This window comes from Polaribacter sp. 11A2H, assembly GCF_011379025.1.
Classification (GTDB): Bacteria; Bacteroidota; Bacteroidia; order Flavobacteriales; family Flavobacteriaceae; genus Polaribacter.
Genome location: NZ_WTLD01000011.1, coordinates 67,331 through 86,634, shown reverse-complemented (window position 1 = coordinate 86,634; position 19,304 = coordinate 67,331). Strand labels below are relative to the sequence as shown.

General features: G+C 31.1%; 11 protein-coding genes. 2 read left to right on the top strand and 9 right to left on the bottom strand.

Annotated features, from left to right (window positions below; translation table 11 throughout):
* The 5 genes from pglX to GQS58_RS13575 are packed head-to-tail and all read right to left on the bottom strand — an operon-like array spanning window position 1 to window position 9,434.
* Window positions 1–4,029 carry a BREX-1 system adenine-specific DNA-methyltransferase PglX gene (gene pglX / locus GQS58_RS13595; protein WP_166386806.1) on the bottom strand — a complete coding sequence of 1,343 codons (4,029 nt, stop codon included), beginning with the start codon at window positions 4,027–4,029 and terminating at the stop codon, window positions 1–3.
* Between the two features lies 1 nt (window position 4,030).
* Window positions 4,031–7,618, bottom strand: coding sequence for a BREX system P-loop protein BrxC (gene brxC, locus GQS58_RS13590; protein WP_166386804.1), 3,588 nt, complete (start codon window positions 7,616–7,618; stop codon window positions 4,031–4,033).
* A gap of 10 nt (window positions 7,619–7,628) precedes the next feature.
* Window positions 7,629–8,192 carry a BREX protein BrxB domain-containing protein gene (locus tag GQS58_RS13585; protein WP_166386802.1) on the bottom strand — a complete coding sequence of 188 codons (564 nt, stop codon included), beginning with the start codon at window positions 8,190–8,192 and terminating at the stop codon, window positions 7,629–7,631.
* Complete coding sequence (locus GQS58_RS13580; protein ID WP_166386800.1) at window positions 8,179–8,955, bottom strand: BrxA family protein; 777 nt, start codon at window positions 8,953–8,955, stop codon at window positions 8,179–8,181. Before GQS58_RS13580 ends, GQS58_RS13585 begins: the two co-directional genes overlap by 14 nt.
* 5 nt (window positions 8,956–8,960) lie before the next feature.
* Complete coding sequence (locus GQS58_RS13575) at window positions 8,961–9,434, bottom strand: BrxE family protein (RefSeq protein ID WP_166386798.1); 474 nt, start codon at window positions 9,432–9,434, stop codon at window positions 8,961–8,963.
* Between the two features lie 664 nt (window positions 9,435–10,098).
* Between GQS58_RS13575 and GQS58_RS13570 the strand changes: the two genes are divergently transcribed.
* Complete coding sequence (locus GQS58_RS13570; RefSeq protein ID WP_166386796.1) at window positions 10,099–10,452, top strand: hypothetical protein; 354 nt, start codon at window positions 10,099–10,101, stop codon at window positions 10,450–10,452.
* Window positions 10,453–10,585: 133 nt separating this feature from the next.
* On the opposite strand, the gene GQS58_RS13565 is transcribed toward GQS58_RS13570, so the two are convergent.
* From GQS58_RS13565 to GQS58_RS13550, 4 genes are all read right to left on the bottom strand, one after another.
* Window positions 10,586–10,798 (bottom strand): hypothetical protein, encoded by a 213-nt coding sequence (locus GQS58_RS13565; RefSeq protein ID WP_166386794.1) that lies wholly within the window; start codon window positions 10,796–10,798, stop codon window positions 10,586–10,588.
* 290 nt (window positions 10,799–11,088) lie between these two features.
* Window positions 11,089–11,370, bottom strand: a complete 282-nt coding sequence (locus GQS58_RS13560) for a helix-turn-helix domain-containing protein (RefSeq protein ID WP_166386792.1) — start codon at window positions 11,368–11,370, stop codon at window positions 11,089–11,091.
* Between the two features lie 61 nt (window positions 11,371–11,431).
* The gene (locus GQS58_RS13555; RefSeq protein ID WP_166386790.1) at window positions 11,432–11,989 is read right to left on the bottom strand and encodes a hypothetical protein; all 558 of its coding nucleotides are present in this window, start codon (window positions 11,987–11,989) and stop codon (window positions 11,432–11,434) included.
* An 11-nt stretch (window positions 11,990–12,000) separates the two neighbouring features.
* Entirely contained in the window at window positions 12,001–13,266 is a 1,266-nt protein-coding gene (locus tag GQS58_RS13550; RefSeq protein ID WP_166386788.1) for a site-specific integrase, read from the bottom strand.
* 443 nt (window positions 13,267–13,709) lie between these two features.
* Here GQS58_RS13550 and GQS58_RS13545 point away from each other — a divergent pair, with 443 nt between their 5' ends.
* On the top strand, window positions 13,710–19,250 hold the full coding sequence (locus tag GQS58_RS13545; RefSeq protein WP_166386786.1) for an alpha-2-macroglobulin family protein: 5,541 nt from the start codon (window positions 13,710–13,712) through the stop codon (window positions 19,248–19,250).
* Window positions 19,251–19,304: the final 54 nt, after the last annotated feature.

Sequence of the window (19,304 nt, the reverse complement as noted above, 5' to 3'; positions counted from 1 at the left end):
TTATAAAAGTTTGTTTTGTGTTTCCTCCTTTACTGTTGGTTTCTTTCTTGTTTTTTTCTCCTTTGGCTTAACCTCACATATAGATTCTAGACCATGTGCAATTGCCATACTTAAATCTTTCTTACACTTATTAGTTACTCTATCTGGCCAAATACTATATGCTAAATGTGCCCAATCGTATTCTCCTTTTTCTAATTTTTTCCAACATGCTTCTGTGCTTTTACGCCATTTTGTATGACCAAATAAATTGTGTAAAGGAGCTGCAGTTATAAGTACGCCATCATCTTGGTTGGGTTTATATGGCAGTTGTGCCACTCGTAATAACTCTTCTTTAAAATCCTCTAACTCTTCTAAGAATTCTTTTTGATCATTGAAATCTTTGGTAGAACCATTGAGTTCTAAGGCCTCAACTTCTTTAGCTACTTCATCAAGCTTAGGATCGACTAGTTCATTTATAATTTTATATAAACTATTGTCATTAAGTTTTGGGTAGTATATCCAAACGCTGAATTTACCAGAAGGTACGCACAAATGCCAATAAATTGGTGATATACGCTTGTTACGTGAATAATCTTTTAAATGAGCATCAAAGAATTTTGAATGCTTATCAATTATCTCCCCTAAATCATTGACTTTAAAATGATCTACAAGTTCTTCTTCAATAGTATCAAAGGTTTCTGGCCAAAAATATTTAATAACTTCTTTTAGTTTATCTACAATTGGATTAATATCAGAAACAGTAGCACAATCTTCTAATACCTCAATTGGATAAGGCATTTTCCAAATTTCTTTAATGTTATCATGATATTCGGGTAAAACTAAATCTAAAGTAGATTCTTTTTTGCCATATAAAAACGGACTATGTTTTCTAGCTTTAAAAACTCCTTCATCACTCCATACCTTTTTCCATAATTTAATAATACGTATATCCCATTTACCAAAAGCAGATCCAATTATAGTCGTGAAAATATTTTCAATAAAAGCTTTTGGATTTACTTCAAATACTTTACTTTCAGAAGCTTCACCTGCCTTGCTAATTATTTCTTTAATATCAATTTGTTCTTCTTTAGAAATTGAAAAATAATTATAAACCAAATTATTCAACAACCTCAAGTTATCTAAATAATTAACTTTATTCTTTTCTAAAATCTCCTTTCTTTTATTTTTAAAAGAAAGGAGATTTTGTTCATTTACAAATGAATTTGATGTGAAGGCCAAACTTTTTTCTTCAAGTCTAAACACTTCTTTAACATAATAATATTGTTCTAAGGAGATTCTTTTTAATTCTTTGTTTATACTGGAATTTAGAATTGGATGCGGTAATTTATTAATAGTTCCATTAGCAAATCGAGGATTTCCAGAATCAGCTTCCATACTTAGTTTAATTAAATAGTCTACATACTCAGTATTCCAATAACCCAAACAGCTTAATATTTCGTCATCATTTGGAAATACAGTAATTATTCTCCCATGACTTGGAATTGCACCTGAACTTATTAGATGAGGTTGAAATTTTGAGGTTCGATAAGACCAACTTATTCCCTTTAAATAGTAATGTTTTATACCTTGAGGCCTAGATTTTATTTTACCTCTTTCATTAAAAAAATTACATAGTTCATTACCTGATTTCTTCCAATTTACACAAGAATTAAAATCAGAATAGAATCTTATACTTTCTTGACCCATTAGATAATTCGACCAACCCATATATTGATTTTCTTGCTCTGAAGTTGATAATTGTTTAATTTCCCATATATTCCTTACAAAACGAGGATTGTCAGCCGTTGCGAGACCTTGTTTCGCACCTCTATCATTATTTTCAAATTTTGGTGAATTAATGAACATTTCCACAGTTTTTTCATCCACCCAATAGCAAAGCGGTTCATTGGATATATTACTTAAGATCGTCGTATCAATCGAATATATGTCTTTATCATTTTTTTCTTTTACTAGTCGTTCTAATTCCTTAGCCTTGAGCTCCATCTTTGTAAGACGGTAAAATAAAGATTTATCAGTTATGCCATTAATTGAAATGGTTGCTGCAGTTTCCACCATAGCGTCTAGAACTCCAGATCCTAGATCAACATAAAATGGTAATCTATTTCGTTCGAAATACGTTTTCTTTCTCCAATTTCGAAGTGAACTCATAAAGAATATAGTACGGGTGGTGATAGCTCCTAAAAGTGAATTTATATTAAGCATTCCATTCATTCTATCCATAAATACAGCTGCTAACTCAGTATTTGATTCTGGATAGTTTAAATCAATATATAATTTAGTTCCCTTTGATGTTGAGCCAAATGGGGGATTCATCACAATCACATCATAACGCTTTCTACACAATTCAATAAATGCGAATCCCCTAGCTGTATCTTCGGCAAAGAGTAACTTTTGAAAGGCGTTATCCCCTTCAGCGTTTTCAGCAAAGTTTTGTAATGCTTTTAATACCTCATCTTCTGCGGTCTCAAAGAAGTCTTTTGATATTTTCTGATTCTCCCCATAAATGGCAGCCATTTCAGCTGCTTTAGAATCTTCTGTTCCACCAAATATTGACGTTTGAGTGGAGCCCCCTTTGTATTTATTGTACTCTGCTTTGGCTATTTCAATTTCTTTTTTTAATTCTTCTTCAATTTTAAGAAGCAGACCTGTTTCTCCTGCTAATTGCATTTTATCCCAGATTACACGCACTAATTTACCAATTGGTCCTGGTAAACTGCGGGTAAATTCGTTTAGTAAACTTGCATCACCCGGCATAGGTTCTGCAACGACTAAATTACTTTTCTGAATAGCCGGACGTTCTGCAGGTTGTAGCCCTAAAGACTTGTAACTTTTTTGAGCTCTTAGCCATAAACTTAAACCAGCTATTTGTATAGCTCTAGGATCTATATCGACTCCATGAATGTTATGAGCCAGAATAAAACCAGGTATTTGTTTTATATAATCTGCTCGCAAGTATTTATCTCTTAAATCTAGTAGTAAATCTGGATAATTGTCCCAAGCCTCAATGTATATCTTTTCAAATAGATCGAAGCTGTACAAACCAAAATGCATAGAACCGCAAGCAGGATCTAACATGAGTATTTCTCTTGGATCTTTTAATATTCTATATTCTATATAATTAGCACCTTCAATTTTAGCTTCAGGAATAGCTTCTCCTTTTTCTAAGAAGATTTCATGCTTGCGCTTTACCATATACTGGCAGGAGTCTACTAAGTTTGTTTGTCCTTTGGTCATTTCAAACCATTGTCTTCCTAGACTATTGTCTACAAGAAATTGAACTACATACCTTGGTGTAAAGAACTGGTTTCTTACGGCTAATTCACGACTATTTCTGGGTGCTCCAGAAGCATCTCGCATCGCACTAATCTCTTCTCTACTATTATAATATTGGTATACCCAGCCAATGGTTTCATCTTCTTCCCAAAGATTTATTGGTTGATGTCCTTCTTCTCTGTAAATACTTAAATCTTCATCATCAATAATGTCTAATAATTCTAGCATTACTTTTTCTGAAGGGAATAATAATGCATAGGGAGAGAACCTAGCAAAAACGGCAGGCAAGTCTATAGCCAATTCATCGAACATCGCTTTTAAAAACCATGTATAACGTACAAATTGATCTGCACTTTGGGCACCCCCACTAAGCTGATCAAAGACTTGAAAACCTTCTGAATTATACCCTTTTTTAATGGCCTCTGGAATTATATTCCGATCTTCAGCCATACGTAAGGCCGCAAAACGATTCAAAATAGTAAAGGCCTGTTCACGCACTAATTGTTCTACAGCTTCTTCTTTCTTGTTATTTCCTGCTATGGTCTCTTCTAAATAGCTAAGACGCTCTCTTAACAATCGTGCTGTCTGGATAATGGAACCATCATTAGTAGTTAACTCTTCTACCATCAAATAACTACCATCTGGACGAATGCCATAGTATTGTTGTATTTGTGATAAAAACTCATTCATCAACAATTTTTTAGCTGATTGAACAAAAGATTTGATCTTATTACGTGCGCCTTGCGTTAATGCCATATTACCAGTTTAATTCTATTGTTTCATCTTCTTTTAATTCACCTTTTAATTCGGTTAGTTTTTTGATAATACTATCCAAATCCTCTACCGTTTTTATTTGTTTAGGTAGACCAGATAAGTTGATTGTTCTTGATTTTTTACCAACTGTAGGTTTGGTCTTAATCTTCGTGTATTCTTCAATTTGCTCTTTTACAGATCTAAGAGTACTACCAGCTGCGTAAGCAGCATTAAGAATGTCTTTAACTCCTTCTATTCCTTGCTTATCTTCAATTATTAGAGCATCTAATCTATTTACTAATTCTTGCTTTTGGTTAGGGTCTAGACTCTTCCATTTTGCATTGTCTGTTACTGTTTTTATTTCATTTTTGTTTATTTCATTTTCTGAATTTAAAAATTTCCCACAATAATCAGATATTAAATTTTCAATGTTTGAAATAGCATCTTTTAAATCAGGAATTTTGCTCACAAAATCTTCACTTTCTACAACATCTTTTACTGTTTCAAAATCGTTTTGTGTAGCGTCTTTTAATTCCTTAGGAATACCATGGTCTGGTAAATCTGTAATTGCCTTTTGAAGTTCTATTGCTTTATTAAAGTCCTTCTTAACTCCCTTTTCAAAAGTAAGTAGTACTTCTTTAATCCATATGAGGTTATCGTATAAGTCTGAATCAGGTTTACCTAATCTAAATGCAGCATCAGAACCTTCCCCTTTTAATACTTCTTCAATACCTTCTTGTACATCAATTGCTTTTTGCACACCAGGTAAATTTAAATTTTCCAATTCAGTTTTAACCGCTGAATATTTTGTTTGAAATGAAGGAAAATGACGCCTTACTACTTCTGCAATCTTACCGGGTAAAGGAGCTACCACTTCACCTGTTAATTCTGCCAACCTTTTAACTGATATGGCTAATTCTTCCATCGAGGGTTGGTCTTGCTTATCGTAACGTAATATTCCAATTCTATTAAACCCATTTACATTGCGTAATGCATCTATAGCTTTTGGCCCCAGAACTTTTATATCCTCTCCACTTATTCTAAGTTTAATATCTGAAGAGATAAACATTAAAGCTATCAAAAATCGAGTTGTATCTTTACTCCATCCATATCTTGCAGCGTCGAAAACTTCCAATAATTTTCTACCTTCTACATGCCCTTCTTTATCAATAAATTCTTGAATAGAAACAATGGCATCATATTTTAAATTAATGCTACCGTCACTTTTTACAATATCAAAATGGTTCAATGCACTAGGTAATGATTTTAAGTCTCTAAAATTTAATAACTTTTCTGCATCAGAGCCAGGTATTGTTAAAGGAGCTTGTACATATTTGTCAAAAACTTTTTCAGCAATACTTTTCAATTTAGAGTTAATAGCTTCTCGTAATTTAGAACCTTGCGATTTTACTGGCGTAGAGGTACCTCTAAATATTAACTCACCTTTTTCAAAGGCCTGTAAGATAGAGCGGCGAACGTTGTTTCTTAATGATTGTGCTAGTTGTTTTTGACCATTTAAATAGTCATTTATCTCTTTGTCGGTTAATCGTTTGTTGGATATCTCTTCACATTTAACAATCTCTATAATATCATCTTCAATATCTTTCGCTAACTTTCCAAGTAAATAAAATCGAGATTGGTTTGTTGCTTCTGTGCTATTTCTAGTTAATTCACTTAACCTAGTAGCGTATTCATTTTCTTGAACAAAAGAAGTTTCAAGTTGAATTTCTTCATTAGTATCAATTAGTTTAAAAACTCTCATTTCCAAGTTAAGATTAATACCACTTTTTACAGTTTTGGTATTTTGTAATCTTGCAGAAGGTACTGGAGAGAAAATATCTTTAATTATACTTTCATATACTTTTCTTTTATCTCCACCCTGTGGTATGATTCTAGCCTTTTCATTTTCAATATTAATAATGGCATCCGTCATGAATCTTAATTCGCCATCAATTTCTTGAAGCGTATTCCCTGGCATTGTTTTAATCTCTTCAATTAATTTTAAAACCTCTTTTTCATTAGATTCTGAGCTTACATTTGTAAGCATTAAAGATGCTACATTCTTTGAAGAAAGGTGCAAGTCTTCCAGAAGCTGCAGCAAGCCAATAGACTTTGCTACTTTTGCTTGTTCACTCGTTTCTCCATAATAGATTACTACTTTATCAACAGCAGCAACTACATGGCTATATGCTTTTCTAATATCAGACTTTAAAACATCATAAATATGATACATACTAGCTAGTTTACCTGTTTCTAGTTCGGCAAAAGCTTCCTCTTCAGAATTTAGATTATCTGTTAAAATATCTTGAATAACTTTTATAGCAGAGCGTAAACCAACACCACCTGTTATTTTGGCTAGCCTCCCCAATAAAGCAATAATAATTTCGAAATGTTGAGGTAAGAACGGGTACAAATCAATGAAATTCTTTTCATCCAAAGACGCCTTTACATACATGGTTCTATCGCACTGTTCTAATTTGGTAAAGTGACGTAGTTTTTCACTATGTTTTGCGTATAATTGTTTTAATTCAGCAGCAGCATCACTAGATTTTCCTAATAAACGCTGTGTACATATTTCTTTGATGTCAGAAGCTTCAATTTCAGCTGTAACAGGAAATCTAGCATTCAGTTTATATAATTTATCTGAATTTAATCTAGCATTTGGATTATCTTCTGTTAAAGTCTGCTGTGCAGTAGCTAATAACCAAGCTTTACCTTTACCTATATTTTTCAGGTTCTCTAAAGTTCCTTGTAGTGATAGTATTAAGCTGTCTTTTGCAGCAATATATTGACCAACCTCATCTACTATAAAAATGATATTCTCTTTACCTGTGATTTTTTTAATTGTTGCTAATAATTCCTCTACTTTTTGTTTGTCGGAACTCATATCATCCACCTTTGTGGTTTTAAATGCTCTAGCATCTTGCCATATTTCAGGATACATTTCAGCAGCCAAGTTACTTGCAATTCCTTTTGCTCTTAATTGATCATTTAGCTTAATGTCATCCCAATCTTTATCAAAATCAGTAGTGATTCTAGATTTAAATTTTTCAAGATTCCCATCTTTCTGCAACATTCTTTCAAAATTTGCCAACTGACTATCTGTAGAATACCCAGCTAAATGGTATACCTTAGCAATCAGTAATTCAAGTATCGGTGGCAAAGTTCCTCCTTTTATTTGCTCAGTAGCACAATCTAATAAAATAACTGCCGGATCATGTTTTGCTATAATAGACTTAAAAACTTGCGCAATGGGTGCTGAATTAATTCTATTTGATAAACGTTCATGAAACGCCTTGTCATCAATAATCATCTCTTTTTTTAGTGCAAAACCTAAATATTTTGCAAAAGAACTTTTACCAGAACCATAAAACCCAGATACCCATATTCCAATTTCATTAGAACTCTCGTTCATTCCATTGTAAAGAGAGTCTAATATTTTTTCAAAATTATCTCTAATCTTTTCCGTAACAACATACTCAGAAACTTCTTGTTTTAAATTTTGCTCAGATGCATTACCAAAGGTTACTACCTTTTCTATACCTCTGTAGATATCTTTATCCTTACCAAATAATGATTTAATTTTTGTCATTTCTTAATTTTTAAAAATGTTTGGATCTATAGTTTCCGTCTTCAGGGTAAAATCCTAAAAATTTTAGTGCTGTACCTGATATTTCCCCAGGATAAAAGACCACTATTGGTACTTTAATTTTGGTGTAAATTTTTTGTTCAATGGGGCCAAATCGACTGAAGGGATGAATGGCTTCTAAATCTGTAATAAATAAAACTCCAGATTTTGGATCAATTTTCTCTTGTGCTTCCAGAATTGCCTTCTCTATTATTTCTTGGTTTTTTAAATTCTCCCCTAAACTTTGATACACTTCAAGAGTATCATCCTCGCTATCTACTGCATCTTCTCCAGCTTCTATTCGGTATTCATCTTTACTAAAAAAGGATTTGAGTAAATCGTGAATAGAAAGTATAGTAACATTAAAACCTTTATTTTTAGCAAGCTCAACCCAAACCTGATTCAAGTTTTGCTTTACGGATATAATATCATCCATACCAAAGGTTAAATAGCAGATAGTTTTATCACCACTATAATTATATGTTTTTGGTTCTAGCAGGTAATCTAAAAGGTCGCTGTATTTCTTATTTACATTCATTATTTATAAAGTCTTTCATAGATTTATTTTTCCAACTAATACTTAATAATTCACCTGAAAACTGCATGATAAAAGTTCCTTGGTTTGCTAATCTTTCAAATACAGGAATAACATCTTGAGGCTTTAATCCAAAGATGCTCCAATCTTTATGTGTCCATATATTATTGTCTGAGACCCCCCTAAAATGTAATTCGTGTGCTAAATAATTTGCTGTTAAATCGAAGATTCTAAATTTGAGTATTGTTTTGTTTCTTTCAATAAGTTCAAAATCGATAAGTGTGGCAATAATGTGTTGTGAAACCTTATTAATTGTTGATTCTGACCAACTTGAATTTATTCTACCGTCAGATAGAGCAACCTTAATAAAATCTTTAGGGTCACTGGACTTTAAATCATGATAACCATTATTTAATTTTTTAAAATATACTTCAATTATAAAATCAACAAGGAGTCTATTTGCCCTACATGTGTACAAGAAAAATATTTGCGTTAATACAGACATACTCACGTATTCTTCCCTCATTTCTTTTAGAACTTCAGGTATATTTATTTCGTAACCTAAAAATCGATCTTTAAATATATTTCGGACTATATCAATTACCCTATTTTCAGTGCTTTTCGACAACAAATCATCCTTTACAACACGTTCCTGGAATTCTAAATAGGGTTCAGAATTATCATATGCATCAATGAGTATCAACATCTCTTGAATAAGTCCAGTTCCTTTTAAAAGGTTTGAGTTATATTCTTTTTTTAATATCATAAAGATTAATTCAAATAAGGATAAGTTTCATAATCCTTCTCATCTGCTTTTAAATATTCCGCTGCAAAAGCTTGAATAAGATCATCATCTAAATCATTTATGTTTCCAATATTCTTTGGACCCTTTGCCTCATCAACTGATAGGTTTTTTGACAAGTTTATTAATAATTCTCTCGATTTGTCGATTGACAAATACTCTTCAAAATTACTAAGGCCTAATTGATGATGTATTTGTTCTTCATAATTGATGCTTAATCTAAAAAGATGGAAATTATTTGGTCCCACTTTTTCATCAACAACACTTTTAATAGCATCAAATGCAACTGTGTATTGAATATTCTTTGATCTTGGGTAAACATAATCTAAAAAAGACTTTGAACTTGAAGCGAAAAATTTAGTTTTCCACCATCCTTTACTTTCACCTAAAACAGCAACGGCTATTCTGGTTAATAATAGATTATTTATGTTTTCTTTTGTCATATTATTTTTTCTTACAATAATTTTAGGGCTATTATATTCTGAATTGCCGTACTTCTTGTAGAAGTAATACCCCTATTTTCTTTTATCTTGTTTATTAGTATTTAACGTAGCCTTTAAAAACGAGTCTGCCCATTTTCTATTGACAGTTTAGTTAAAATGAGCTACCCAGGTATTTCTGAGTTTTTTATAATAAAATACCTCAAAGTAAAAACGCCCCTGTTCAATTAAAGAATAGAGTAATACAAGAAATAAATATTAGTGTATTTAAAGCAATTTTTACTAATAAAAGATAAAAAATAAAGGTATACATTCTACTTAAGTAATACAATAAATTAATCCTAGAATTATGTAAATAAATATTAAGGAGTTTAAAAATATTAACATATAACTTTAAGAACTTTGTAATAGTTCTAAATTCTGGTTCTATTAGGTTCTTAGCCAATTCTTTTAAGGGGAGGGGTATGTGTTTATGATTAGTGATGATGAACTTCTAGATTGTAAATCTATTTTAATAATAGAAGATAGTTTAGCCAGAATTTCTTCAACATATTTATCCATTTTAGCTTTATAATTAAAAATATGAAGTACTAAAAAAAGGAATGAATTGACATTGTTTCTTAGGAGCTCATTTACTCTCCGAACACCTTATAGGAAACAAAAAATTATGTCAAAATTAAGTAAGAAAACATTTTTAGAAAATCACAGTTCATTTCCTGTTTTTCACAAGAAATTACTAAAACAAGGTGAGGTAGAATGGTCTTTATTAAAAGAGTACCCTCAAGATTATTATGCTGCAAACAGCGGGTCAGTTCCTGGGATGATTTATTATACAGATACAGTTGCTTTTGCAAAAAAGTATCATTTATCAATATTGCAAATTTTAGAAGAATTCGAAAATGAATGTGGACAACTAGAAGGGAGACCCACCCCTACCGATGAAACCCAATATTTTAATTGGCTTTCTTGGTTTGCTTGGGAAAGCATGATGAGTGAAGTAATATCCTTTTTAGGGAAATAAAATCATCACTTCTATTAAAGATTATTAGATCATTAAAATAGAAACGTGATTACTTATTTTTTTAGTTATAATTACTAGTGTTATGATCGTTATTCGATCATAACACTAGTTTTGTTTTAAAAAATAAGATTAATTAATAATTAGAGTTTATGTAATCTATTAAAATATTTTTATTACTATCATCTAGTCTTATGCAAAAATCTAATAAATCGCTATTACTTTCATTAGAAAATTTATTCCATAGATGCACGTCCATATTAGTTTTTGAAAACATCGCTTTAAAATCTGCGAATGACACCTTAATTCTAAAGGCTAATAATTTTTGTAATATTGATTTTGTTAACATAATTTTTTTAAGTTTATTTTAAGTAATTAAATGGTCATTAATAATTGTACTATAGTTTGTAATGGTTTTACTTTTAGAACTATTAGAATAGTAGTATTTTCGTCTAGTGTTTTATGTCTTGCTCTTGCTTCTATTCGATTGTATATCGATTGTTTAACATAATGCGTGGTTATCCGTATAGTTCTATGGCTAATACAGGTTTTTTTAATATTGAATTTCCATTACAGCTAACGTAAATTAAGTTATTTGTCCTCTAGAATGACAAATAAAATAATTAATGTAACATGTTTTTAAGAGAACAATACATCAATTAAGTCAGACTTCTTAAAATAAGTCCTTTGACCTACTTTAAAAGGTTGTAGAATCTCCTTTTTGCTCCAGTCATTGATGCAATTCAGGCTAACATCGAAAAATTTTGCAGTTTCTTTTCTAGTAAGATGGGGTTTGTCTGTAGAGATTAGATCTTTAACTTTTGGGTTTGCTGTGAACTTTATTAGTTCAAGTTTTAGTGCACAACTAATAAAGTTTGCTAATTCTTTTGGCGATAATTGAATGAGTGTTGATTTTACCATTAATAATTTTTTAAATTTTATTTAGGCAAAGGTCTAAAGATATGTGTCAAAAAATAGAGAGCTAAATAGGTCTATTTTTATCAAATTCTTCTATAATTTTTATTAATTCCTTTTTGTTTTTGTTATTAGTATCTTTTAGTTTGTCATATTGAAATTTCCCTGTATATCCATAGCTTTTTATAATAAAAGCCTGATAATCGTTTTTGAAAGGGGCTTTGTATTTGTCAGAAAAACTAAGTTCATTCCAGATGTCGGCCCATTTTTGATTGTAACTGTAATTCCATTTTTTTACTATGAATTCAAAAAGCTTAAAAGTTTCGTTATTTGTAAATGGGTGTTTTAAATTCGGTTTATTATCTTCAACTATTTCAACTCTTTTGTAGTCTTTTATCTCTTCTATTTCTTTAATTTTACTTTTTATTTTAAGTATTTTAAAATCTGAATTTTGTCTTGTATGATCTCTAAATGCATATCTTTTAATGGTTTCAAATTCCTCTATTGCTAGGTTTAATTCTTTTATGTATTTAGATAGAAAATCTTCTGTTTTATTTGTGAGTTCTTCTTTGTTCGTGTTTAATATGTGTTCAATTGCTATACTTGCTTCTCTGTAACCTGCCATTTTAAAATATTTTATTTTTTACTTTCTCCTAGAAAGAAAGGATGTGAACCGATTTTAATTGCTTTTTTTAGAGCATCAGCTTTAATGTAGTTTAAAAATGTCTTCTCACTTGTGTGTCCACTTATTTGCATAATATCTATTGGGTTCATTTCGCTCAAATAAGCATTGGTACAAAATGATCTTCGGGCTGTGTGAGTTTTAACCAAATCAAATTTAAAGCTTTTCTTTGTTACTTTTTTACCTCCAATGGTTTTTGTTATACTTGTAATTTCATCAATCCCAGCATTTTCGCAAACTTCTTTTATTTTTAAATTAATTTGTTGGTCAGGCATCCGTTTTGGAGGTTTATTGCCGTGTTTTTTTAAAATTTCTTTTACTTCTGGACGGAGTGGAATTATAACCTCTTTTTTTGTCTTTTGAGTTTCTACTTTTAAAAAAAGATTTCCATCATAATCATTTATATTTTCTTCGTTGAGGTAATTAAAGTCGGATACTCTTAAACCTGTGTAAGCTCCGATTAAGAATAAATCTCTTGCTTGGTCTAATTTAGGGTGTTTCGATAAATCTAGTACGTGTATTTTGTTTAATTCCTCTAGGGATAGATAAATGTTATCAACCTCCTCTCTGATTACTTTAAATCGTGGGTTTTTAAATTCTAAATTTGTATTAATTTTTTCTATGGTAGAGGTGTTTAAGAAAAATTTTAATGTTTGTATCAGTTTGCCTATGTAGTTCCTAGATAAATCTTGTTTTTCAGACCAATCAATAAAATCATTGTAAAAATTCATATCAATATTTTCAAAGTCGATTTTATAAACCTCATCATTGAACCTTTTTAATATGTTTTTAGTAATTAAGTAGTTTTTTAACGTTCCAGCTGTTTTTGATTTTTTTATATCTGGACGTTTTTTAAGATCATCAATAAAATCGAATAGACTTTTTGGCTTTGTTTTGTCATCGTTATCAAAAAAAGATTTAAAGTTTCTTTCTGTAAGTTTTTGATCTGGTTGCTTACCATTTTGAATTAAATTGTCTTCAAAGTCTTCTATACGTCTAGTTAAATTTTTGATGAGGTTATTTATTTTTACTCTGTTTTTTATGTGAACTTTATTTCTGACTTCTTGTTTTTCTTCATTCCAATCTTCTGGTTTTGATTTAAAGCCTATAGCTTTTCTAATGTCTACCTTTCTTCCGTATCTATATCTAATGTAAATAGAATACTCTTTCCCGTCTTCAGTAGTTTTTCCGTTGTTTAATTTAAAATTTATGTTAGCCATTACAATGATTATTAGTCCTGCAAATTTAATATTTTTTATTTATAAAGTTACCCACTAAATTACCCACAATGTTTGTTGTTGTAATTATTTGTTTGTTTTGATTGTGTTATCTTTGTAATAATATAAGGGGGTGGGAGTTGGTTTGAGGATAAATAAGACTTAATAAGAAAAGTGATAGGTATCCGCTAGACACCTCCAAAAACCCCAGTCATTCCGATTGGGGTTTTTTTATTTGGAATTTTTGCTGGAATATATAGTCTTTGGAATTTATGTGAAAATCTTGACTAAGGTTTTAGTAATAAAAAGCTCTTATCTTTAAAAGAAGAAAAGAGTTAATAACCATTTTTTACGAATACTAAATAAACCATAGCGAATACTAAATAGTCGTACTTAAGCTCAAAGGGAATCCTTATTTTTGAGCTGTGTTTATAAATACAATTACTATGAAAAAGAAAAATCTACTTTTAACAATCTCAATCTTTTTACTGATCCTTTCTTGTAAGAAAGAAGAAGTTAAAACAGATAACATTTTTAAGTTTAAAGAATACATAAGTTACACTACATCCGGAGTGGTTTCTGTTGCAAATAATATAGAAGTAAACCTTGCCAAAGAAGTAGAAGGATGGGAAGCAAATAAAGAAATTTCAACTGAAATTATTTCTGTGAAACCGCATGTAAGTGGTACCGTTAAAACAGTAAATAAACATGCTTTTATATTTATACCAGATGAAATTTTAGATGCAGATACAGAATATAGTGTTTCTGTAAATCTGGAAGAAATTTATAAAGACACGCCTCAAGACTTTGAAACTTATACTTTTCAGTTTAAAACAATTGCACCAAATTTTAATATTCAGACCAATAATTTACAATCGTATTCTAAAGAATTTCAATATTTAGAAGGTCTTGTAAAATCTGCAGATATTATTTCATTAGAAAATGCGAAAAAGTTACTGAATGCTTCTCAAAACGGAACATCAAAAAACATCGTTTGGAATGAATCCTATAAAAACGGAAAGGTTTTCGAATTTAAAGTTGATAGCATTCAACGTTTTGTAGAAGACTCTCAATTAGCCATTTCTTGGGATGGAAAAGCAATAAATGCGGAGTCTAAAGGTGAAAATGAAGTTCTAATTCCTGGTAAGAATAATTTTAAAGTACTTGGTTTAAAAGTTAACAATACTTCTGAACAGTATATTTCTATTAACTTTTCTGATCAACTTAAAAAACAACAAAATTTTGACGGTTTGGTAACCATTCAAAATGAGAAAAATCCACGTTTTATTGTCAACGGGAATGAGTTAAAAGTGTTTTTAGAAAATAAGTTTCAAGGCGATGTTTTAGTTTCTGTATTTCAGGGAATTAAAAATTCTGATAATTATAAATTAAAAGAATCTTTTAAGGAAACTATCACTTTTGAACAAAAGAAACCAGCAATAAGAGCGATAAGTAGTGGAGCTATTTTACCAAATTCTAAAGATTTAAAATTCAATTTTGAAGCCATCAACGTAAAAGAAGTAGATGTTAGAATTATAAAAATCTATGAAGATAATGTACTTCAGTTTTTGCAGGAAAACAGTATGAATAGTGATAATGAATACCAAATTATACGTGTTGGTAGACGTGTTGCTAAGCAAACCATTACGTTAATTGACAGCAAGACAACTAATACTCAAAAATGGAAGGCGTATAGTGTAGATTTGGCTAAATTGATAGATGCTGAACCTGGTGCTATTTATAGAGTAGAATTGAGTTTTAATAAAAGTCAGGCACTTTATGATTGTTCAGAAAATAAAAGTGTAAACTCTAATTTCGAAGAAGAAACGTATGATGATTTAAGTAAAATAGAGGACGAAGAAGCGAGAGAAGAATTGTATTGGGACAATAAATTATACGATTATAAAGATCGTAATTATAACTGGCAAGAAAGAGACAACCCTTGTTCCGATTCTTATTACTACTATAAAGAAGTAACTCAGAATTTATTAGCTTCAAACTTAGGAATCATTGCAAAAAAAGGAGAAAATAATTCTTATTTCTTTGCCATAACAGATATTTTAAGCACAAAACCTCAGGCTGGAGCAACTATTAAATTATTTAATTTTCAGCAACAAGAAATTGTAACTACCAAAACAGATTCAGAAGGATTTGCTAATATTGAGACTTCTAAAGCTGCAGCTTTTGCAGTGGTTTCTAAAGGTAATAATAAAGGATACATTCGATTGTTCGACGGGAATTCTTTGTCTTTAAGTAAGTTTGATGTTGCTGGTAGCAAAACAGAAAAAGGCTTAAAAGGATATATTTATGGAGAACGCGGAGTTTGGCGTCCAGGAGACAATTTGTATTTAACGTTTTTACTAAATGATGCAGATAATAAATTGCCAAAAAACCATCCTGTTAAACTAGAAGTTACAGACCCTAGTGGAAAATTGGTGTATAAAAAAGTAACATCAGAAAACGTAAATAACTTTTACAACTTTATATTTTCAACTACTCAAGAAGCAAAAGCAGGAAACTACAATGCAAAAATTTCTGTAGGTGGTGCAAAGTTTTACAAGTCACTAAAAATAGAAACTGTAAAACCGAATCGTTTAAAAATTAAGGTCGATTTTGATGATGAAGTTCTAACAGCCAACAAACCCGTTAATGGAACTTTAGATGTAAAATGGTTGCACGGAACTCCTGCAAAAAACCTAAAAGCAGAAATTAAAGCAAAAGTGTCTACGGCAAATTATGGTTTTGAAGATTACAAAGACTATGTTTTTACAGATCCATCAAGAGAGTTTTCATCTGAAGAAATAAACATTTTTGAAGGAAAATTAGATGAAAGCGGTTTCGCAAAAATTGATAGTAAATTAAGTATTGGTAAAAATGCTCCCGGAATGTTAAACGTTCAGTTTTTGGTAAGAGCATTTGAGAACGGAGGCGATTTTTCTATAGATGCTTTCACTAAAAAATATGCGCCATTTACTTCTTTTGTAGGTTTAAAATCTCCAGAAGGAAATAGGTATGGTTCTTTCTTTACAGATGAAAATCAAACTTTTTCTGTGGTTTCGGTTGATGAAAAAGGAAGTCCAGTGAAAAGAGATGAAATAGAGGTTGAAGTTTATAAAATTGAGTGGCGTTGGTGGTGGAGTTCTTCGGATGATAACTTGTCTAGATATACTTCTAGCACGTATAATAAACCATATAAAACTTTAAAAATTAGCACGAACTCTAAAGGAAATGGAAGTTTCAATTTGAATATTCCAGAAAGAGATAGAGGTCGTTTTTTAATAAGAGTAATCGATAAGAAAAGTGGTCACGCAACGGGTAGAACAGTCTATTTCTATAAAAATTGGTGGGAAAATTCTGGTTCTGATAATAAAGAAGCTGCAAAAATGTTAGTGTTTTCTGCGGATAAAGAAAAGTACAATGTTGGTGAAACTGCAAAAATTACATTTCCATCAGGTAGTGAAGGTCATGCGTTAATCAGTATAGAAAATGGTACAAAAGTATTAGAAACAAAATGGATGAAAACTACAAAAGGGAATACTTCTGTAGAAATTCCTATCAACAAAAATATGGCGCCCAATGTGTTTGTAAATATTTCATTATTACAACCACACCAAGTTTCTGAAAATGATTTACCAATAAGATTGTTTGGTGTAATTCCGCTTTTGGTAGAAGATGAAAGTACCAAATTAGAGCCTCAAATTTCGATGCCAGATGAATTACAGCCAGAAAAAGAATTTACGGTAAAAGTTTCTGAAAAAAACAACAAAGCCATGACCTATACTTTAGCAGTTGTAGAAGAAGGTTTGTTAGATTTAACACGTTTTAAAACTCCGAATGCATTTGATGTTTTCTATGCAAGAGAAGGTTTAGGTGTAAAAACTTGGGATATTTTTGATGATGTAATTGGTGCATATTCGGGTAGTGTGGATCAGGTTTTTGCAATTGGTGGAGATGGAAGTGCTGCTGCTGCAAAAAATAGAAAAGCCAACAGATTTAAACCAGTTGTAAAATTTATTGGTCCGTTTTATCTTAAAAAAGGAAAAACAGCAGCACATAAAATTACCTTACCAAATTATATTGGCTCTGTAAGAACCATGGTAGTTGCGGGTGATGTTACTAATGAAGCTTTTGGAAATGCAGAAAAAGCAGTTCCTGTTAAAAAGCCTTTAATGGTGTTGGCTACGTTGCCAAGAAAATTATCGCCAAAGGAAAAAGTTACGTTGCCAATTACCATTTTTGCAATGGATAACAAAGTAAAAAATGTAACGATTGAGGTAAAAACATCTAACGGAATAGCAGTGATTGGTCATAAAACTCAAAAACTTAATTTTGAGAAACCAGATGAAAAAATGGTGTATTTTGAATTGGATGTTTTAAAAGCAAACGGCATCAATACGGTTGAAATTATTGCATCCGGAAATGGAGAAAAAGCAACTTATAAAGTGGAGTTAGATGTTGTAAATCCGAATCCAATTACATCTAAAATAGTAGATGCAACTGTAGAAGGAAATAAAAGTCAAACTATTAATTTTGATACATTTGGAGTTGAGGGATCAAATACCGCAATGTTAGAATTATCTACCATTCCTCAAATTAACTTTTCTGGAAGATTAGAGTATTTAATTCGGTATCCACATGGATGTGTAGAACAAACGACTTCGAGTGTTTTTCCACAATTATTTTTGAATGATATTTTCGACTTAACGTCGGATAAAAAACGTCAAATTCAAGAAAATATAGAAAACGGAATTAAAAGATTAGGAAACTTTCAGCAAGCAAATGGAGGTTTGAGTTATTGGATGGGAGAAAGTGAAACAGATGATTGGGGAACAACCTATGCTGGTCATTTTATGTTAGAAGCTGCTAAAAAAGGATTTGTTTTACCGTTAACTTTTAAAAGTGATTTTATTAGGTATCAGAAAAATGCAGCAAGAAATTGGAGACCAGATTACAGAAATAATTATACAGATTTAGCACAAGCTTATCGTTTATATACATTGGCTTTGGCTGGTAGTCCAGATTTGTCTGCAATGAACAGAATGCGCGAGTTTAAACAAATTTCTAACGATGCAAAATGGCGTTTGGCTGCAGCGTATGCTTTGGCAGGACAAAAAGAAGCGAGTTTAGAAATTATGAACACTGCAAATATTAATTTTACCACTTCTAAATACAATTATTATTCTTACGGATCTGTAGATAGAAACCGAGCAATGGCTTTAGAAACCATGTTAATAACTGATCATAAAGACATAAAAGAGGTGGCGAAATCTATTGCAAAAGAATTGTCTGGTAGTAAATGGATGAGCACACAGTCTACTGCATATAGTTTATTAGCAATTGGTAAAATGGTGGTTAAAAACGGAGGGAAAGCCATTAATTTAGAATATACTAATAACGGGAAAACGGTTGCGGTAGACACACAAAGTTCTATGGTGCAAAGAACCGTTCAGGTTAAAAACGGAGCAAACTCTATCACTATAAAAAATGAAGATAACAATGTTGTCTTTGCAAGAATTATCAATTCTGGTCAGTTGCCTTTGGGTGATGAAATTACAGAAAGTAGAGGCTTGAGTGCGTCTGTTCAATATGTGGATTTGCAAGGAAAACCTATCAATATCAACAACTTAAAACAAGGTCAGGATTTTGTAGCAAAAATAATTGTGAGCAATCCTAAAAATGAAACTGTAAAAGACATTGCTTTAACGCAAGTTTTCCCATCAGGATGGGAAATTGTAAACACTCGTTTTACAGATTTTGGTACAACTACAAAAAGTGAAGCTCGTTATACAGATATTAGAGATGATAGAGTTAATTTTTATTTCGATTTGAATCAGCAGTCTAATAAAGCAGAAACAAAAACTTTTACGGTGTTGTTGAATGCAGCCTATTTAGGAAATTATTATTTACCAGGAATTCAGGTAGAAGCCATGTATGATCATGATTATTTGGTGAGAACAAAAGGACGTTGGATTGAAGTGATTAAGTAGTCACTGGCAATTACAAATGTCATTCCGAATGAAGTATGATTGTCATTCCGAATG

Coding starts and splice junctions, on each gene's coding strand:
- GQS58_RS13565 (WP_166386794.1), bottom strand. CDS start 10,798: ATGTTAACAAAATCAATATTACAAAAATTATTAGCCTTTAGAATTAAG.
- pglX (WP_166386806.1), bottom strand. CDS start 4,029: ATGGCATTAACGCAAGGCGCACGTAATAAGATCAAATCTTTTGTTCAA.
- GQS58_RS13560 (WP_166386792.1), bottom strand. CDS start 11,370: ATGGTAAAATCAACACTCATTCAATTATCGCCAAAAGAATTAGCAAAC.
- GQS58_RS13575 (WP_166386798.1), bottom strand. CDS start 9,434: ATGACAAAAGAAAACATAAATAATCTATTATTAACCAGAATAGCCGTT.
- GQS58_RS13550 (WP_166386788.1), bottom strand. CDS start 13,266: ATGGCTAACATAAATTTTAAATTAAACAACGGAAAAACTACTGAAGAC.
- GQS58_RS13545 (WP_166386786.1), top strand. CDS start 13,710: ATGAAAAAGAAAAATCTACTTTTAACAATCTCAATCTTTTTACTGATC.
- GQS58_RS13585 (WP_166386802.1), bottom strand. CDS start 8,192: ATGAATGTAAATAAGAAATACAGCGACCTTTTAGATTACCTGCTAGAA.
- GQS58_RS13580 (WP_166386800.1), bottom strand. CDS start 8,955: ATGATATTAAAAAAAGAATATAACTCAAACCTTTTAAAAGGAACTGGA.
- GQS58_RS13570 (WP_166386796.1), top strand. CDS start 10,099: ATGTCAAAATTAAGTAAGAAAACATTTTTAGAAAATCACAGTTCATTT.
- GQS58_RS13555 (WP_166386790.1), bottom strand. CDS start 11,989: ATGGCAGGTTACAGAGAAGCAAGTATAGCAATTGAACACATATTAAAC.
- brxC (WP_166386804.1), bottom strand. CDS start 7,618: ATGACAAAAATTAAATCATTATTTGGTAAGGATAAAGATATCTACAGA.